Below are 17,278 nucleotides of genomic sequence, written 5' to 3'. Positions count from 1 at the left end.
ATCCTCACCCCGGTGGTGCGTTATGATTGGCGGCATCAATCCCTCAAATCCTTCATTGTACCAGGCGGGTAATAACTCCCCGGCCCGGGAACGCACGGATGTATCCCGCACCCCGGCGGCGGACCCCCAGGCGCTTGCCACGGGTGATGTTCGCAACCAACTCAATACCGTCCGGCAGGATCAGGACACGGCCCCAGGCAATCCGGCACAACCCGGTGGTACCGGGCCGGAACTGGACAGCCGGCGTGTCGAAGCCCGACGCGCGGCAGAAGATGCCCGGCTTGAACGCTTCCGCGCAGACGAAGTACCGCTTCCCGCCGCCCGCGCGCTGTCGGCTTTTGCCGGCGTTGCCGCTGCCGGGCAGGAGTTTGAGAGCGGCAGCGTGCTGAGCGGAATTGATATTCTGGTCTGATGCCGTCGCCTTCCTCTCACACCGAGCTTCCGGATTCCTCGTCTCTCCGTCACATCTTGGCCGTTGCTCATAGCCCCTTGGCTGAACCGGGCGTAGCCCGTACGCTGGCCACCGAGCTGGGGCTTGACTGGCTGGGCGTGGTCGCCCCCAAACAGGTTCGGGACTACGGTCTTCTATTGTTCATGGACGAGCATGGGCTGGCGTTACAACAAACCGGTAAAGGTGCACCTGGGCCAGTCAGGGCGGAATTTGTCAGTGGCAAGATGGGCTACCGGCGCGAGCACGGTGGTGGCGCTGGCCAGTTGGTGGCGCGCGCTGTGGGTATGCAGAAAACCCGCGCTCCGTTGCAGGTGCTTGATGCCACCGCCGGCCTCGGCCAGGACGCCTTTGTACTGGCCTCCCTGGGGTGCCAGATGACACTGTTCGAGCGTAACCCGATCATTCATGCCCTGTTGGCCGATGGCCTGTACCGGGCTAGCTTGAATGAGGCTTGTGCACCGATTGTGGCGCGAATGACGCTGCACTCTGGCAACTCACTGGTCTGGATGAACCAGGCAGGACCCGAGGCGGTCGATGTGGTCTATCTGGACCCGATGTTTCCGCATCGGGACAAGTCTGCGCTGGTCAAGAAGGAAATGCAGGTGTTCCGGCAGGTGGTGGGTGATGACGACGATGCCAGCCAGTTGCTGGAAGCCGCGCTCGCCTGTGCCCGCTATCGGGTGGTGGTCAAACGCCCCCGCAAGGCACCAGCGATCGCCGGACCGGAGCCGGCTGCGCGGGTTGAGGGTAAAAGCAGTCGCTACGACATTTACCCGATCCGGGCGTTGCCGGCCTGACCGTGCCGCAGCGATCTGTCAGGCGTCGAGCATGGTGATCTGCTGGATAGCCTGTCGTTTCTCCACGCTCAGAACCAGACGGGCGTCTTCAGCCACTTCATCCAGACCCTCGCCATAGCACAGCCGGCCGTCTTCATCGGTTGTGAGAACGCCGTTTTTCTGCATATTGGCGATGAAGTTCCGGAACAGGGTCTTGTCGAAGAACTCCGGTGCGTTCAGGCCGAACAGGATTGACATCCGTTCCGCCAGCAAGGTGCTCTGTTCTTCCAGTTCCGCCGCTGTCAGGTTGCCGGAGCCATATTTTCTGAGTATGCCCAGGGTGATGTGATAGCGTTCCAGGGTCTGGATGATGAAGCGGGACAGAATCCGCGACCGCAGCATCGCTTCGGTGCCTTCCTCAGGCCGTCCCAGACGCTCATCCTCAAGCCTGATCAGCAAGCCCTGGTCCACCAGCACGTCAATCCACTGGTTGATCACCGCGTCTACCTTTTCCTGGTCATACTGCAGGAACAGCTCTGACTGCAGGTAGGGATAGGCGACGCTGGTGAGGAAAACGATCTTTTCCCGGCTCAGGCTGGCCTTGTTCTCGAACAGGCTGGCAATGAGGGCTGGCAGAGCAAACAGATGCTGGATGTTGTTACGGTAGTAAGTCATCAGGATGGCGTTCGAGCCCTCCAGGGCAATAATGTCGCCCAGTTTCTGGGGCTGACGGGTAATCAGCCCCATGTTCTCGCAATAGGCAATCCAGTCCCGGCCGCTGCCTTCGGGCAGGGTAATGGTTTCGGCATAGGGATAGGCGCGCAGCAGGTCAGCATACTTGTCCAGCAGGCGGATCAGCTGGCCCTCATCCATCGCCAGCCGCTCAGTGCCCAGCAGAACGGTGGCGGTCATGCCAATCGGGTTCACGGCCACCGAGGCGTTGATGTTGCTGGCCACACGCTGGGACAGATTATCAACGGCCTGGTTCAGCCAGGGGGGACGATACTCGGCGTCATAGGCTTCGTGGCGCCAGCTTTCGTGAACGTCGTCCAGTACCTTGTCCAGGTGGATCGGATCACCGAAGTTGACGGCAACGCGGCCAAACGAGTTGGTCAGTTTGCGAGCGGTCTTGGCGAGACCGAAAATGCTTTCTTTCTGTTTCTTTTTCCCGCGCAGCTCGCCGAGGTAGGAGCGCCCTTCCATGACTTTCTCGTAGCCGATGTACACCGGTACAAAAACGATGGGCTTGCGGTGATCCCGCAGGAAGCTTCGCACGGTCATTGACAGCATGCCCGGGCGCGGAGGCAGCATTCGGCCGGTCCGGGAGCGGCCACCCTCGACAAAATACTCCACCGAGTAGCCCCGGGTGAACATCACATGCATGTACTCGTTGAACACGGTGGCATAGAGCGGGTTGTCCTTGAAGCTGCGGCGCATGAAAAACGCGCCGCCACGGCGCAGGATTGGCCCCACGATGGGCATGTTCAGGTTGATGCCTGCCGCAATGTGGGGCGGCATCAGGCCGTTTTTGTAGAGCACATAGGACAACAGCAGGTAATCGATGTGGGAGCGGTGGCAGGGTACGTAGACCACGGCGTTGTCCTGTGCCGCTTCCTTGGCTACCCCAATGTTGTGAATGGCAATGCCGTTGTAGATCCGGTTCCAGAGCCAGGCCAATACCAGCTCCAGGAAGCGAATAGTCACAATCGACATGCTGGCGGCGATCTCGTCTGCGTATTTGTATGCCTTGGCGCGGACCTTCTCCGGGGGGATGTCGTCCTTCGCTGCAGTCTCACGGATGGCTTCCTTGACCGCCTGGGTGCGTACCAGCCCCTCCACCAGGGTGCGTCGATGCGACAAATCCGGCCCCAGCACCGCCTGGCGTACACGACGGAAGTGGGTTCGCAGAATTCGCGCCAGCTTGCGGTTGGCCTTCTGTTCGTTGTCGCGATACTCGTCCACCACCTGCCTGAGTGACAGCGGCTGGTTGAACTGCACGTAGGTGTTGCGGCCATGCACAAGAATAATCAGAAATTTCTGCAGGCGGCCCGCGACCGACCAGGTGTCCGAGAGCAGCAGCTTGACCAGGGACTTTTCCTTGTCGGGTGAGCGACCCCAGAACAGCGAGACGGGCACAATCTGGACGTCCTGATCCGGATGTTCCAGCCCGAAGTGGACCAGATCAGTAAATTCCCGGGTAGGCACCGGCTTGTGCCGGCCGCCCCGAAACAGGCCGCCAATGCGTTTGTAAAGGAAGAAAAACGAATGCGAGGGCCCGTTCTTGACCGGCAAGGTATCTGTGGCGCCCGGTAACCGGGCCCGGATGACTTCCTGCTCCAGCACCAGCCGGCTCGAAAGTGAGCTGTACTGGAGCACGTAACAGACGGGTTTGTCCGGGTCCAGCCCGAGGGCTTCCAGGGTATTGCCACTGACATCAGTCCTGACCCATAAAAACAGGATCTTTCGGAAAAGAGACAGGATCAGGCTGCGAATGCCCTGATAAAGTCGCATAAACGGTTACTCCGGTCCTGGAAACAGGCGCCAAGTTTAACGGGTTGGGGCGGTAGCGGAAAGTCGTGCACCAATTCTTGGTGATGAATGTGATGTGGTACATTTCGGGACTGGTATACAGGCAGCAGGAAAGACAGGGCATGGCAGACGACAAGGCACAGTGGGTACCCGGGTGGAATGAGGCCTCGCCGGAGCAGGGTGATCTGCTGCTGGCCTTCACGGGCAACAGTATTCTGAAGCCGGCGGATGGCTGGTTCCTTCGCTGGGGTGGCCCGGAAATGGGTGGAAGCCGGCCGGAGGCGCTGTCACTGGGCGCCTGGGAGGGGCGCCCTCTGTATGTCACCATGCTGCCGGACACCGGTGTGCCGGGCATGCAAACCCTGTCCCTGCGTGAGGCTATGCTGGTTACGCCGGGGGCGCCGGCGGATCTGCTCAGTACCGGTTATCAGGTCTGGCAGTGGTGGCAGGACCATCGTTACTGCGGCCGCTGTGGAGAGAAAACCGGAGCTCATCCCCGCGAACGGGCGCGCTGGTGCAACCGGTGTGGCATCCCCTGGTACCCGCGTATTGCCCCTTGCATCATTACCGTTATTCGCCGGGGCGACCGCTTCCTGCTGGCAAAATCCGCGCGGGTCACCCGCAACTTCTACAGTCTGATCGCTGGTTTTGTGGAGCCGGGCGAGAATCTGGAGCAGGCGGTGGCCCGGGAGGTGATGGAGGAAACCGGTTTGGCGGTGACCAACATTCGCTATCAGGGGTCGCAGCCCTGGCCATTTCCTCACCAGTTGATGCTGGGCTTCTTTGCCGACTACGAGAGTGGTGAATTGCGGTTGCAGGAAGACGAACTGGCGGATGCTGGCTGGTTTACGCTGGATGAACATCCTCCGGTTCCGCCAGAAACCACCATAGCAGGGCGATTGATCAATGCCCTGAAAGCAGAGATTGCTGCCGGCAATGGCGGTAGCCACCATGACTGACCGTCGCCCGAGGGTGCTGGTGTTTGATTCCGGGGTCGGTGGCCTGAGTGTCGCCGCCTGTATTCACCAGACGTTGCCCGGTGTGGAGCTGGTTTACCTGGCAGATAATGCCGGCTTTCCCTATGGCGACAAGCCCGAACAGGTGGTGATCGAGCGCTGTTGCACGCTTATACGGCAATGTCTGGCTGAGTTTCCGTGCGATGTGGTGGTGGTGGCCTGTAATACCGCCAGTACCGTTGTCTTGCCCGAGCTCAGGGCCACTATTGCTGTGCCGGTGGTCGGGGTGGTGCCGGCGGTCAAACCGGCGGCAGCCTGTTCCGTCAATCGCCGCATTGGCCTGTTGGCGACACCGGCGACGGTCAAACGCGCCTATCTGGATGATCTGATTGAGAAGTATGCCCGGAATTGTGAGGTAGTCCGCCTTGGTCATCCGGCCCTGGTGCGCTGGGCTGAGGAGCTGGTTGGCGGCTCTGCGCCGGATCAGGTGGAGGTGGATGACGCCATGGTGCCGCTGCGCGAAGCCGGTGTCGACACCGTGGTTCTGGGCTGCACTCATTACCCGCTATTGATGCCCTGGTTACGCAAGGCGTTGCCGGAGGTGATGCACTGGGTGGAGTCCGGCGAGGCGATAGCCCGCCGCGTGGCCTGGTGGTTTGAACAGGCCGGTGACCTGGCCTGTGCGCAGACACCGCCGAACCAGTCCGGGGCTGTGGTGACCAGTGCCTGCTTTTCTGGTGATGCGCCGGAAGACCTGGGCCCGTTCATGTCGGAAATGGGCATCCCGGTGGGGATGGTGGCCGGTCACTGGCCCGGCGTTACAGCAACCGGGTCAGTTTGAACATGGCGAGGAATTCCAGCGCCGGGATCGCCCGCTTGTGGCAGCAGTAGGTTTTGAAGCCATCGCCGCGGAAGCGTGATTTCGTGAACTCCAGCCCCTTGAAGTTATACAGGAAGTTTCCTTTCTCATAGATTCCGTGGAGCATCTTCTTGAGCAGCCGGCTTTCCTGGTGTTCCGTGGCCTTGTCGAGGGACAGAGGTATCAGGCCCAGGTCCAGAAATGGCACACCCTCGGCCTTGAACACATCCATGGCGTGGGCCATCAGGGTATAGAAGATACCCTGACGGAAATCCGCGTTGGCGCGGGAGATGTTGGGCACATAACTGATAATTTCGTTGTTGCGATAGATCGGGTCGAAGTAGATAAAGCCGACGGCCTTGCCATCCTGATAGGCGTAGAAATGGCGTTCGTTTTCCCGATAATCCATTTCCATCGGGCGAATCAGGAAACGGATTTCGTTGCTCTTGCATTTTCGGGTGCGAATCCAGGCTTCCGAGATTTCCCGCGTGTGGTCATCACTGAAACGCTCTTTCACCGTGATCCCGTTCTTTTCGGCCTGGTTCAGGGCGGTTCTCAGAATCTGCTTTTTCTTGCCGCTGAGGGACCATTTGCGCAGGTCGATGCGGGATTCGCTGCCAAACTGGGTGCCGTAGAGCCCGAAGCGTAGATGCAGGAAATCCACCACCGGTTTGGAGACCTGGATGTAGCAGGCATTCGGGAACTTCTGGTGGAAGCGCTCAAGAATCACCGGGAAGTTCTCGGGTGCGCAAACCGGGTCTGACAGCACAAAGGTGCCGCCCCATTTACGCATGTAGGCCACGTAGCCCATCCCTTCAACATCGAAGTACTGCATCCCCGGCTGCAGAGTCGAGAAGGACTGTGAGTGCACGCCGAACTGCTTGAGGTAGTTCACCCGCTCTGAAAACGTAAACTGTCCGTCGGTGAGTCCCTGGGTACGGTCCAGTGCAAGAATCTGGTCTGACATGATGACGCTCCCGATAACCTGTTGTTGTTTTTGGTGTCAGGGGTTCAGGCCTGTTTTCGGCCGAGGATGGACCAGTAGCAGTCCATGTTCAGAAGCTTGAAGTGCTTCTTCTCGGTTACCTGCAGGCCCAGGCGCTGCATGTGCTCGGGGTAGTTGTAGATCTTGTGGAAGGCGTTGTTGGCAAACAGCCAGAAAATGAACACCGCCATGTACCAGTAGAGTTTCTTGAACATGCGGGACAGGATGTTGCCCGTCGGGTAGCAGAAGTCGCCGACAACCACTCTGGCATCGGCCTTGCCCAGGCGAATCAGGTGCTCGAGCACTTTGACCATCATGTCTTCGTCAAACACGTTCAGGAAAAAGTTGGCGACTACCATGTCGTATTGCTCGAACTCATCCACCTTCATAATGTCGCTGTGGATGCGGCGTATGGTCAGATGAGGCGCTTCTTTATGCTGGGCATCGGCGAATTTGCGCAGCATGGTCTCGGACAGATCGACCACCGTTACCTCCGCTCCCAGCTCTGCGGCTCGGATAGCGTCCCGGCCGTGGCCGACGCCGGCAAAGAGAATGCGGTCTCCGGGTTTTACCGTTTCCACATCCAGCATGGCGGTCTTGCAGCGATGGATGTTCTTGCCGCTGTAGAGATTGCTGAGAAAATCGTAGACGGGGCCAATATACTTGTACTTGTCGCGCATGATGACTGCTGCCTTCTTCTTGTTCCCTGGTTGTCCGCCACCGTTATTGTGATTGTTGCTCCGACAGCCTGTCGGACATTCCGGTGATCGGTTACTGATAAACCGAGCTTAGAGAAGGGGTAGGTTGAAAGATGTGCAGTACTGCGCATTTCCGGATACACAAAGTAACGTAAGGATACACTTTGCAAACCGGGTCAATGTTTTGGTTCAGAGTGTCAGACAATCGATAATCGTTTTAGCCGGTATGTGCGAAGGCCGGCCCATCTTTGGCCAGCAACCGTGTAATGTCGGCGGCGGGTCGGGCGGGGCCGTAGAAGAAGCCCTGAACCTGGTGACAGCCGAGGCTTTTCAGGTACGCAAGTTGGTCGTCGGTTTCCACACCTTCGGCCACAATCTCGAGTTTCAGGCCGTGAGCCATGGCGATAATGGCGTTGACGATGCAGGCTCCGTCTTCGCCACTGCGTATGGCTTTAACAAAGGACTGGTCCACCTTCAGAGTGTGAATCGGTAGACGGTGCAGGTAATTGAGCGAGGAATAGCCGGTACCGAAATCGTCGATGGCGATGCGCACGCCGGTGGCGGCCAGCTCCTTGAGCTTGCGGCTGATCTGTTCAAGATCATTCATGATCACATTTTCTGTGATTTCGATTTCCAGGTTATCGGCCGGGAAGTTGTGGGCGGCCACCCGGTTCATCAGGGTTTCGACGAATCTGGGGTGCTCCACCTGGCTGGGGGAGAGGTTCACCGCCAGGCGCAGGTCGGAATGCCCGCTACTGATCCAGCGGCCCACGTCGCGGCAGGCCTGATCGATAACCTGTTCACTGAGTTTGCCAACCAGCCGGGTTTCTTCTGCCAGGGGCAGGAAATCCCCGGGGTAGAGCAGTCCCCGTTCAGGGTGCTGCCAGCGCACCAGGGCCTCCAGACCCACCACCCGGTTGGAACGGGAGCATACCTGAGGCTGGTAAAACACCCGGAGCTCGTTGCGTTCCAGTGCCAGGCGAAGATCCCGTTCCAGGCTCAGCCGGTTGGCGGTGTTGATGCTCATGCTGTCGGAATAGAAGCGATAGCCATCTTTACCCCGCGCTTTCACGTGGTACATGGCGATATCGGCGTTCTGTATCAGCAGATCCATGGTCTCGCCGGCTTCGGGGAATACTGAAATCCCGATACTGGCCCCCACAAAGACCTCGTGGTCTCCCAGCTGGAACGGCGCTTTCAGAGCGTTGATCAGTTTACGGGCAATGTTCCTTGCGTCGTCGTTGCCGTGAATGCTCGGCAATAACAGGGTGAATTCATCGCCCCCGAAGCGGGACAGGGTGTCTCCCCGGCGCAGGCACTTTTCCAGTCGATGCGTGACCGCCTGCAACAGGCGATCTCCCATGGCGTGTCCGAGCGTGTCGTTAACCACCTTGAAGCGGTCCAGGTCCAGAAACATCACGGCAAGTTTCTGCTGGCTGCGTCGTGCATGGGTGATGGCCAGTTCCAGCCGGTCTTTGAACAGAGCCCGATTCGGCAGCCGGGTCAGCAGGTCGTGGTAAGCCTGGAAATTGATGAAGGCCTCGGCCTCCTTGCGCTCGGTGACATCGCGGGCGATGCCATAATAACGCGCTGGCTGGCCGGTGCAGCCGCCCTGGGTCTTGCCGGTCTGGGGCCAGGTTTGTGGGTCTACCGGGAAGGCGGTGATCTCGAAATGACGGGTGGCCTTGCGGCTACCCCGGGTTTTCAGGCGGACCTCCAGCACCCGGGGATTGTCGGCAGAGATGTTGGGGCCCTGCAGAGCATAGGTGCCACGGGCCACGTCCCGGTCATCCAGTATGTGGCGGAAATGCTGCCCGCAGAGCTCTGAGGGCTGATAGCCGAGCAGGCTTTCGACCTTGTTGTTGATGAAGCAGATATGCCCGGTTTCATCGAGCATGAACACGATGTCCGGCGAGCTGTTGACGATATAGCGGTGCAGAGCCTCGGATTTCTCCAGCCGGGACTGAACCATCTCATGGGCGCGAATAAGCGACTGCTTGCCCAGAACCCCTTCTACAGTTGCCAGCAATTCTTCCGGGTCAAAGGGTTTACGGATGTAATCCAGTGCGCCCCGGCGCAGGGCCCGACTGACGGTGCTGAAAGACGACTCTCCGCTGACCACAATGACACCGCAATCCGGCTGCAGCCGGCCGGTTTCCGCCATTACCTGGAAACCGTCCAGCTCTGGCATGTTCAGATCCAGCAGGGCCAGATCATAGGCTTGCCGGTGAAGCTGTTCACAGGCCTGTCGCCCACCGTGGGCTTCTGACACCTCAAAACCCCGGCTCCGGAGGAGGTCGGCCAGGGTTTTGAGCAGGCGTGGCTCGTCGTCTGCCACCAGGATACTGGGGCGTCGTGAAAGGCTGGAGGACTCTGTGGTCTGTTCGCTTGCCATGGCTGTGTGTCCGTGGTTTCGTCGTCAGTCGGTGTCGTTATCGTTATGACTTGCCGCCGGCAGCAGTATCCGGAAGGCCGTGCCCTCCTGTCCGGTGTGGCAAGCAATGATGCCCTCCATGTCATCAATCAGTTGTTTAACAATGCTCAGCCCCAGGCCGCTATGGCCATCTCCCTTGGTGCTGTTGACCGGTTCAAACAGTCGGCGTTGCAATGGCTCCGGAATGCCGGGACCGTTATCGGTGACCTGTAACTCAACCCAGCGTCGCCGGTTCTGAAACAGGGGTGCCGTGGTTTTCAGCGTGACGGTTCCGGGCCGCTCTCCAAAGCCCTCAACTGCGTTTCTGACCAGATTAAGGACGATCTGGCGGACCGCAGAGGGGGCTGCCTGTACTTGAGTGTCCGCTTTGCAGAGGTGCAGGTGAAGCTCCCGGTGATCGTCATGGAGCAGGCTATCCCGAAGGATTCTGCCCAGACCGGTCAGTTCTTCGTTCAGATCGGTGTCGGAGCCTGTTGCTTCGGCTGCGTGCTGGCTGATCTGCAACAACAGGTTGCCGGCACGCTCGAGTTCTTCCTGAATGATGTTCAGCTCATCCTGAACATCTGGATCCTGGAGCCGGCTGCGCAGCTGGAACAGGTACTGGCGGATAATGGTGAGCGGGTTACTGACCTCGTGTACCTGTCGGCGCAGACGATCGTTCACCATTTGCTGGTCCGAGCCAAGGCGATCGGCAGATGACAGCTCGAGAACCGCTGAGAGTTCCCGGGTGAACAACTCTCCGAGGTTGCGCGCACCCGCCACTGTCTGGTCGTCGATGCCAATCACGAACACACTGTCCCCGGTTGCAACCGGGAGCGCCAGTAGTGAGGGTGCGGCCAGCAAGGAGCACAGCTGTTGATCAAGCACGGTGGGTTCGGTCTGATCCATGGTTGTGGTGGTGCCGGTTCTCAGAGCAGTGGTTAGCGCGCTGTCGCCGTAGGCTGGATTAACGGACATCTCCGGCAGTTGCCGGCAGGTGCCTGAACGTAGCGTAAGATCCTCACCCTCCCGGCTAAAGCAGAGCACGGGCAGACCGGTGATCAGTGCCAGGCTGCTGGCGGCTTCCGACACCAGTGTGGAGAGGTTTTCCGGGCCAGAGGCTGGCAACGCCAGCGCGGTTCGCACCATGGTGTGTTCCAGCAGCCGCTGGTTCAGCTGACGTCTGGCCTCGCGGGCATCGTAATCAGTATCCAGAGGGATACCGAGGGAGGCAGCCACGCTGGCAACCTCTTCGCCGATCTTCTTGTTGATCTCACGGGTAAGATCTTCCTGCAACCCGAAGATGGTGGCCGCTGCCCCTACGCCTACGGCATCAGACAGAGCTAGCCGGGTAGAGAGACTGACCACCTTGACCAGGTGCCCGGCATCCCTCAGTTGTCCGGGCAAGGCCTGTTGATAGCGCATGGCATCGACAGCCATTGTGCCCAGCCCCCAGGAGGACACCAGCCCGGCGGCGATGTCGTTCTGCTGGTTCAGTATCTGTTGCTTGCGTTCGGGGCAGGGTGTTTTGATCGCAATGAGCTCGCCAATGTTATGCATCATCCCCAGAAGAAAGGCCTCTTCCGGTTCCGGGTAGCGGGTCAGCGTAGCCAGCGTCTTGGCCGTCAGTGCGGTGGTCAGGGAGTGCCGCCAGAAGTCCCTCAGTTGTTGCCACTCATCGCCTCCAAGTTCACACATCAGCTGTCGCAGGGCGGACGTCAGTAGCAGCGTCTGGAATTTTCGGGTCCCCAGTCTCAACAAGGCCTGTTCAACAGAATGGCTGGGAGCTCCCCGATGGTATAGCGCGGAACTGGTGAGGGCGAGTAACCGGGTAACGAGGGCGGTGTCGGCAGAAACGATACGACTGATTTCGCGATAGCTTTGACCGGAATGGCAGGCGTCCAGAGCGCGCAGGATAACCTCTGGAAGGCTCGGCAGCTGTAGATCTGACGCAATATCCGTCGCTGTAGTCATGGCACGCCCCTTTGGTCCTGCGCGGTCCGCTAATGGCCGTGCGCAAGCTTCCCTGTTCTGTATTGAAATAATATGACAGGGTGTTCATTCTTCTTGTTGGTCCCTGAGCTTAGACAATAATCCGTCTCTATTAAATACTTATTGGTGCTTTTTTAAGCAATCTATCATCCGGTCTGTGATATGTGTACCCTTTTTACAGGTTAAAATGTCGCTTATAGTGACAAGTTTAAGCGTCCAGGCTGTTTTTAATGGAAGTCCCCAAGCAGACACAAAGCCAGAACCCAGCGCAAAAATCGCGCCAGACCCGAACCATCGCCATTACGGGCGGAAAGGGCGGTGTTGGCAAGACCACGGTGGCGCTGAACCTGGCCATTGCCCTGTCCGAGCAGGGTCAGAAGGTGCTTCTGCTGGATGGCGATACCGACCTTGCCAACGTCAGCATTATGGTAGGTGCCTACCCTCAGCGCACGCTTGCCGATGTGGTGGCGGGGCGATGCGCCATGCAGGATATTATCATGACCACATACGGCGGGCTGGATCTGATCCCCGGTGCATCCGGTGTGCAGAGCTGTATGGAGATGTCGGAGCAGGGCGGTCTGGCCGTTCTGCGGGCCCTGCATGAGCTTGAGAACCGCTACGACACCGTTATTATTGATACGGCGTCGGGTTTACAGTCGGTGGGCTTGCATATGATTGCTGCTGCCGAACTGGCCTGTCTGGTTGTCACGCCTGATCCGGCCTCACTAACCGACGCTTTTTCTCTGATGAAGGTACTCAAACGCCGCGGCTACCGCCGGACTCCGGCAGTGATCGTTAATATGGCGCAGGGGGCCAGTCAGGCGCGCTCTGTGTTTCAGCGTTTTAATGGTGCCTGTCAGCGCCATCTGCAATGGTCGCTGCATTATCTGGGCGGGCTCTGGCGTGATGAAACTCTGCGTCAGTCAGTGCTGGACCAGATGCCGGTGACGGTGCTGCCGGCTTCGGACCCCTCCTGTCGTCAGTTTCACTCCCTGGCCGAGATGCTGAACGTTCATGTTGGCCGACTGCCCCCAAGAAAGGCGGGGATCGCCGCTTATTGGTACCGGGCCGCCAAACGCGCCACTGAGGCGGACGCAGGTAATGGTCGGAACAGTGGGGCGGATAAAAGCAGCCGGCAGCATTGTCTGGATCTGATCGCACAATTAGAAAAGGCCATGATATCGGTACCCGACGATGTCATGCTCAGATATGAAGCATTTACCCGGCTGTTTGCACTGTTGGGGCGCAGTCCCGATGCCGACACGGTGGAGATCATTCAGACCAGTCTCGCCGCCATGAACTGGGATAAGCTGCCGACTCGCGATCGCGCCAGTCTTGCTCGTCATTTGCGGCATTTGTCAGATGAGTTGTCGCCACCGCCGAGTGACCAGCCCCCCTCTCAGGCGGTTCATCACAGCCTTGAGGGGCCTCTGTATGACCGGGTCAGTTTTGGCGAGCAGGAGCAACTGGTACGCGCCCTGCGGGAAAAACCGGCCAATGTCTCACTGGACGACCTGTTGCGGGCGCTGGCGGGCAAAGACCGAACAGGCTCCTGAGGCAGCCGTTTCCGGGGCGATCCATGTGCCTTTTTAATTGTCATTTTATTAGCGTTTTTTGTGTCGTAATTTTGCAGTCTGTCACCGTGCTGTCACGTTCGTTGTGTGAGAATTGACCGATATCGTGGCTCGTGGCCCGCAATATGCAGGCACTCTGACAGGCGGTTGCAACAGGGAATCAGTGACGACGGGGAAAGGGATGTGCCCCGCCCGCACAGTACTGGCCGGCGTCAGATCGGCTTTAGTGATCTCAGAGAAGGAGTTCTATCATGGCAATACAGCAGGTACATCACGCTGACACTTCATCATCAAAGGTGCTCGGACAGCTACGCGGCAAGCGGGTTCTGATCACCGGTACCACCGGCTTTCTGGGCAAGGTGGTCCTCGAAAAGCTGATTCGGGCGGTGCCTGATATCGGCGCTATTTACCTGCTGATCCGGGGCAATAAACGGCACCCGGATGCTCGTTCCCGTTTCCTGGAAGAAATTGCCACGTCCTCGGTGTTTGACCGTCTTCGCGAGGCCGATTCAGAGGCATTTGACGCCTTTCTGGAAGAGCGCATTCACTGCGTGACCGGTGAGGTGACCGAAGCGGGTTTCGGGATAGGGCAGGAAGACTATCGCAAACTCGCCACCGAACTGGATGCGGTGATCAACTCCGCCGCGAGCGTGAATTTCCGTGAAGAGCTCGACAAGGCTCTGGCCATCAACACCCTGTGCCTTCGGAATATTGCCGGCCTGGTGGATTTGAACCCGAAGCTTGCGGTCTTGCAGGTCTCCACCTGCTATGTCAATGGCATGAACTCGGGGCAGGTCACCGAATCGGTGATCAAGCCGGCAGGCGAGGCCGTGCCGCGTTCCCCGGACGGCTTCTACGAGATAGAAGAGCTCGTTCGCCTGCTGCAGGATAAAATTGAAGACGTTCAGGCCCGTTATTCCGGCAAGGTGCTGGAGAAGAAGTTGGTGGACCTGGGGATTCGGGAAGCCAACCGCTATGGCTGGAGCGATACCTACACCTTTACCAAGTGGCTGGGCGAACAGTTGCTGATGAAGGCGTTAAACGGGCGCACCCTGACCATTCTGCGTCCTTCGATTATCGAAAGTGCCCTGGAGGAGCCGGCGCCCGGCTGGATTGAGGGGGTGAAGGTGGCAGATGCCATCATTCTGGCTTACGCACGGGAAAAAGTGACCCTGTTCCCGGGCAAACGCTCCGGCATCATCGATGTGATTCCAGTGGACCTGGTGGCCAACTCCATCATTCTTTCCCTGGCGGAAGCTCTTGGAGAACCCGGTCGGCGCCGCATTTATCAGTGTTGCAGCGGGGGCGGCAATCCAATCTCTCTGGGTGAGTTCATCGACCATCTCATGGCGGAATCAAAAGCCAATTACGCTGCCTACGATCACCTGTTCTACCGGCAGCCCAGCAAGCCGTTTCTGGCGGTTAACCGGGCGCTGTTTGATTTGGTGATCAGTGGTGTTCGCTTACCGCTCTCCCTGACGGACCGTGTGCTCAAATTACTGGGAAATTCCCGGGACCTGAAAATGCTCAGGAACCTGGATACCACCCAGTCGCTGGCAACCATTTTTGGTTTCTACACCGCGCCGGATTATATCTTCCGCAACGATGAGCTGATGGCTCTGGCGAACCGGATGGGTGATGTCGATAAAGGGCTGTTCCCGGTGGATGCCCGCCTCATTGACTGGGAACTCTACCTGCGCAAGATTCACCTGGCCGGGCTCAATCGCTATGCCCTGAAAGAACGAAAGGTGTACAGCCTGAAAACCGCGCGCCAGCGTAAAAAAGCAGCCTGAAAAACGTCGCCGGGGCAGGAAAGCGCTTCTGCCCCGGTTTCTTCCTTCTGTTTTGGCCATTTCCTGCGGGCAAACTATCCTTGAGAGTATTACCTGGTAGTGGCCCGTCCCTGCCGTTATCGCTGCATTTCTGAGCAGGTTGCCCCTAATTGCCGGGCATCTTAGGACGTTAGTCTAATTCATTGTGCGGTGGCACACATGTTGAACTACAGGCATCTGTCTTGCGGGCGAAAAACGCCCGACCACCCTGAATTTAAAAACCGACAATGACAACAGACTCAGATCAAGGGGGAGCACAATGACTGACAAGCAGGTATATCCGGTAAGTCCGGAGGTCGCCGAGCGCGCACTGGTCAGCAAATCGCAATATGAGGAAATGTATCGCCAGTCCGTGGAGGACCCGAATACCTTCTGGGGCGAGCATGGCAAGCGTATCGACTGGATCAAGCCGTTCACCAAGGTCAAGAACAGTACCTACGATTACAACAACCTGTCTATCAAATGGTTCGAGGACGGTGTCCTGAACGCCTCGGCCAACTGCCTGGATCGCCACCTGGAACAACGTGGCGATCAGACCGCGATCATCTTTGAGGGGGACGATCCCTCGGTATCCCGGAATGTCACCTACCGGGAGCTCTACGAAGAGACCTGTAAGTTTGCCAACGTGCTCAAGGATCAGGGCGTCAAGAAGGGTGATGTGGTTACCATCTACATGCCCATGATTGTTGAAACTGCCGTTGCCATGCTGGCCTGCGCACGTATTGGTGCGATCCACTCTGTGGTGTTTGGTGGCTTCTCTCCGGAAGCTCTGGCCGCACGGATTGTGAACGGCAAATCCCGTTTCGTGATTACCGCAGATGAAGGTCTGCGTGGTGGCCGTGCCATCCCGCTGAAGAAGAACGTGGATTCCGCCCTCAAGCATGAGGACGACGCCAAGGTCGACAAGGTGATCGTGGTGTCTCGCACCGGTAACGATCAGGTGCCCTGGACCGAAGGCCGCGATCTGCGTTACGAAGACCTGATGAAGAATGCCTCGGCTGAATGCCAGCCAGAGCCGATGAATGCGGAAGACCCGCTGTTCATGCTGTACACCTCTGGCTCTACCGGTGCGCCGAAAGGCGTTCTGCACACTACCGGTGGTTACATGGTCTATGCCTCCATGACCCATCAGTACGTGTTCGACTATCACGATGGTGATGTTTACTGGTGTACCGCTGACTTCGGTTGGGTAACCGGCCACAGCTACATTCTCTATGGTCCGCTGGCAAACGGTGCCATCACTCTGCTGTTCGAGGGGGTGCCCAACTATCCGGACAGTTCCCGCATGGGGCAGGTGGTCGACAAGCACAAGGTCAACATCCTGTATACTGCACCGACCGCTATCCGCGCATTGATGGCGCAGGGTGAGTCCTGCATGGACGGCACCACCCGTAGCAGCCTGAAACTGCTGGGCTCTGTGGGTGAGCCAATCAACCCGGAAGCCTGGGAGTGGTATCACCGCGTAATCGGTAACAGCAAGTGCCCGATCGTAGATACCTGGTGGCAGACTGAAACCGGCGGCATCCTGATTTCTCCGCTGCCTGGCGCGGTGGACCTGAAGCCGGGTTCCGCGACGCTGCCGTTCTTCGGCGTTCAGCCGGCATTGGTTGATAACGAAGGCAACATCCTGGAAGGCAAGACCGAAGGCAACCTGGTGATTCTCGACAGCTGGCCGGGCCAGATGCGCACCATCTACGGTGATCACGAGCGTTTCATTCAGACCTACTTCAGCACCTATAAGGGCATGTACTTTACCGGTGACGGTGCCCGTCGGGATGAGGACGGTTACTACTGGATTACCGGCCGGGTGGATGACGTTCTGAACGTCTCCGGTCACCGTCTGGGTACTGCGGAAGTTGAGAGTGCACTGGTTGCCCACGACAAGGTGGCCGAAGCTGCCGTGGTAGGTTACCCGCACGACATCAAGGGGCAGGGCATCTACGTTTACGTAACCCTGGTGCAGGGCGAGGAGCCCAGCGACGAGCTCAAGAAAGAGCTGGTACAGTGGGTGCGTAAAGAAATTGGCCCGATTGCCTCGCCGGATGTGATTCAGTGGGCACCTGGACTGCCCAAGACCCGGTCTGGCAAGATTATGCGCAGGATTTTGCGTAAAATTGCCGCTAACGAGCACGATCAGCTTGGAGATACGTCCACTCTGGCTGATCCGGGCGTAGTGGATGAGCTGATCAGCAGCCGGGCGTTCAAGTAACGCC

Annotated in this window: 12 protein-coding genes; 7 read left to right on the top strand and 5 right to left on the bottom strand. The window is 58.4% G+C overall.

Going from position 1 to position 17,278, the window contains the following annotated elements; all coding sequences use genetic code 11:
* The first annotated feature begins 22 nt into the window (after positions 1-22).
* Positions 23-412 carry a UDP pyrophosphate phosphatase gene (locus ACAM27_RS15410; protein ID WP_222197971.1) on the top strand — a complete coding sequence of 130 codons (390 nt, stop codon included), beginning with the start codon at positions 23-25 and terminating at the stop codon, positions 410-412.
* Positions 412-1,248 (top strand): class I SAM-dependent methyltransferase, encoded by an 837-nt coding sequence (locus ACAM27_RS15405; RefSeq protein WP_369612272.1) that lies wholly within the window; start codon positions 412-414, stop codon positions 1,246-1,248. The genes ACAM27_RS15410 and ACAM27_RS15405 overlap by 1 nt, the downstream gene beginning before the upstream one ends.
* 18 nt (positions 1,249-1,266) lie before the next feature.
* Here ACAM27_RS15405 and plsB read toward each other — a convergent pair whose 3' ends face one another.
* A complete protein-coding gene (gene plsB / locus ACAM27_RS15400; protein ID WP_369612271.1) occupies positions 1,267-3,738 on the bottom strand; it encodes a glycerol-3-phosphate 1-O-acyltransferase PlsB in 2,472 nt (823 codons plus the stop codon).
* Between the two features lie 140 nt (positions 3,739-3,878).
* Here plsB and nudC point away from each other — a divergent pair, with 140 nt between their 5' ends.
* Together nudC and murI are read left to right on the top strand one after the other, a co-directional pair.
* Complete coding sequence (gene nudC / locus ACAM27_RS15395; RefSeq protein WP_278800307.1) at positions 3,879-4,715, top strand: NAD(+) diphosphatase; 837 nt, start codon at positions 3,879-3,881, stop codon at positions 4,713-4,715.
* Positions 4,708-5,553, top strand: coding sequence for a glutamate racemase (murI, locus tag ACAM27_RS15390; protein WP_369612270.1), 846 nt, complete (start codon positions 4,708-4,710; stop codon positions 5,551-5,553). Before nudC ends, murI begins: the two co-directional genes overlap by 8 nt.
* Here murI and ACAM27_RS15385 read toward each other — a convergent pair.
* The 4 genes from ACAM27_RS15385 to ACAM27_RS15370 all read right to left on the bottom strand — a co-directional run bounded on the left by ACAM27_RS15385 (position 5,531) and on the right by ACAM27_RS15370 (position 11,641).
* Entirely contained in the window at positions 5,531-6,538 is a 1,008-nt protein-coding gene (locus tag ACAM27_RS15385) for a DUF2156 domain-containing protein (RefSeq protein WP_014420787.1), read from the bottom strand. The two genes, murI and ACAM27_RS15385, sit on opposite strands and share 23 nt — an antisense overlap.
* Before the next feature lie 44 nt (positions 6,539-6,582).
* Complete coding sequence (locus tag ACAM27_RS15380) at positions 6,583-7,236, bottom strand: class I SAM-dependent methyltransferase (RefSeq protein WP_011785691.1); 654 nt, start codon at positions 7,234-7,236, stop codon at positions 6,583-6,585.
* Between the two features lie 235 nt (positions 7,237-7,471).
* Positions 7,472-9,649: a putative bifunctional diguanylate cyclase/phosphodiesterase gene (locus tag ACAM27_RS15375; protein WP_369612269.1), complete on the bottom strand. Its 2,178-nt coding sequence runs from the start codon at positions 9,647-9,649 to the stop codon at positions 7,472-7,474.
* A gap of 24 nt (positions 9,650-9,673) precedes the next feature.
* Complete coding sequence (locus ACAM27_RS15370) at positions 9,674-11,641, bottom strand: HDOD domain-containing protein (protein ID WP_369612268.1); 1,968 nt, start codon at positions 11,639-11,641, stop codon at positions 9,674-9,676.
* Positions 11,642-11,889: 248 nt separating this feature from the next.
* Between ACAM27_RS15370 and ACAM27_RS15365 the strand changes: the two genes are divergently transcribed.
* From ACAM27_RS15365 to acs, 3 genes are all read left to right on the top strand, one after another.
* A complete protein-coding gene (locus ACAM27_RS15365; protein WP_023010874.1) occupies positions 11,890-13,215 on the top strand; it encodes an AAA family ATPase in 1,326 nt (441 codons plus the stop codon).
* 269 nt (positions 13,216-13,484) lie between these two features.
* On the top strand, positions 13,485-15,026 hold the full coding sequence (locus ACAM27_RS15360; RefSeq protein WP_023010873.1) for a fatty acyl-CoA reductase: 1,542 nt from the start codon (positions 13,485-13,487) through the stop codon (positions 15,024-15,026).
* A gap of 298 nt (positions 15,027-15,324) precedes the next feature.
* Entirely contained in the window at positions 15,325-17,274 is a 1,950-nt protein-coding gene (acs, locus tag ACAM27_RS15355; protein WP_023010872.1) for an acetate--CoA ligase, read from the top strand.
* Positions 17,275-17,278 lie beyond the last annotated feature (4 nt).

The sequence above is a fragment of the Marinobacter sp. RI1 genome (assembly GCF_041155085.1).
In the GTDB taxonomy this organism is placed as follows: Bacteria; Pseudomonadota; Gammaproteobacteria; order Pseudomonadales; family Oleiphilaceae; genus Marinobacter; species Marinobacter nauticus.
This window is presented reverse-complemented; position numbering and strand designations above follow the sequence as displayed.